This is a genomic window from Salipiger sp. HF18, assembly GCF_011806505.1.
Taxonomy (GTDB): domain Bacteria; phylum Pseudomonadota; class Alphaproteobacteria; order Rhodobacterales; family Rhodobacteraceae; genus Salipiger; species Salipiger thiooxidans.
This window is the reverse complement of the sequence record NZ_JAATOS010000764.1, coordinates 1-1,307: the sequence shown is the minus strand read 5'-3', so window position 1 is coordinate 1,307 and position 1,307 is coordinate 1. Positions and strand designations below refer to the sequence as shown.

The window sequence follows — 1,307 nt, the reverse complement described above, 5'->3', positions numbered from 1 at the left end:
GGCGTTGGCGGTGCCGCGCACCCCGTCGGTCCCGAAAAGCTTACGCGTCATCTTTGCCTCCCTGCTCGACGGCCTGCCACAGCGCGAGCGCCTGGCGGGTTGCGGCCACGTCGTGAACCCTGATGATCTGGATGCCCTGCGCGATCCCGGCGAGCGCCACGGCGATGGAGCCCGGCGCGCGTGACGCGGGCTCGGGGGCGCGTCCGATGCGCCCGATGAAGCCCTTGCGGGACACGCCCAGCAGCACCGGACAGCCAAGCCCGTGGAACAGCGAGAGCCCGTTCAGCAGCGCGAGGTTGTGCGCCTGCGTCTTGCCGAAGCCGATGCCCGGATCGACGATGATCTTGCCGCGGGCCAGGCCCTGCGCCTCGAGCATGTCGACCTGCCGCTCAAGGAAATCGTAGACGTCCAGCAGCACGTTCTCGTAGACCGGATCGTCCTGCATGGTCTCGGGGTCGCCCTGCGAATGCATGACGCAGACCGGAAGGCCGTTCTCGACGCAGTAGCCGGCCAGCGCCGGGTCGTGGGTCAGGCCCGAGACGTCGTTGACGATGGAGGCGCCGGCGCGCACCGCGGCGCGGGCGACCTTGGCCTTGCGGGTGTCGATCGAGATCGGCACGCCGGCCAGCGCGCGGATCACCGGCTCGGTGCGGGCGATCTCCTCGCCGCTCGGCACCTCGGGGGCGCCGGGACGGGTGCTTTCGCCGCCGATGTCGAGAATGTCGGCACCCTCCTTGATCAGCCGCCGTCCGCGCAGGGCCGCCTCGGCGGCGTTGCGGTCGCTGCCGCCGTCCGAGAAGCTGTCGGGGGTGACGTTGAGGATGCCCATGATCTGGGCCCGGTCCATCGGCAGGCCGAGCAGCGACGGCCGCCGCGCGGTGAGACGGGCCAGCGCCTCGGGCGGAACCTCGGTCGCGGCAAGCCGGGTCACGCTGCCGTCGCGCCGGTGCCGGGCGACGTGGGTGAACCAGCGGGGACCCCCGGCGAGCGACAGCGCCGTGTCGGGACGGGGGAAATCGGATCGAACCAGGGGGCGATAATAATCACGCATACCGGGTCTGTAGCCCTGCCGCCGCCCCCTTGGCAAGCGGGCGCGGTCCTACCCGTTTCCGAGTGTTACGGTGCGGACCGGGACGGTGACCTCGGCGGGCGGCGTTTCGCCGATGGCGACCAGCTCGCAGGCCTCGACCAGCCCGGCGAACCAGGCCGCGAGCGCTACGGAATCCCGCGGCTGCGTGGACGGGCCCTGCGTCGCGTCGAGCACGATCTTCGACGGCGCCCAGACGCAGATCTGGCCGTTCCTCACC

General features: G+C 71.5%; 1 protein-coding gene and 1 pseudogene. Both read right to left on the bottom strand.

Annotated elements, in window-relative coordinates:
* Positions 1-40 precede the first annotated feature (40 nt).
* The gene (gene folP, locus HC022_RS26710) at positions 41-1,051 is read right to left on the bottom strand and encodes a dihydropteroate synthase (protein ID WP_167454396.1); all 1,011 of its coding nucleotides are present in this window, start codon (positions 1,049-1,051) and stop codon (positions 41-43) included.
* A 48-nt stretch (positions 1,052-1,099) separates the two neighbouring features.
* Positions 1,100-1,307 (bottom strand): annotated as a pseudogene (locus HC022_RS26705) (diguanylate cyclase); the annotation flags it as partial.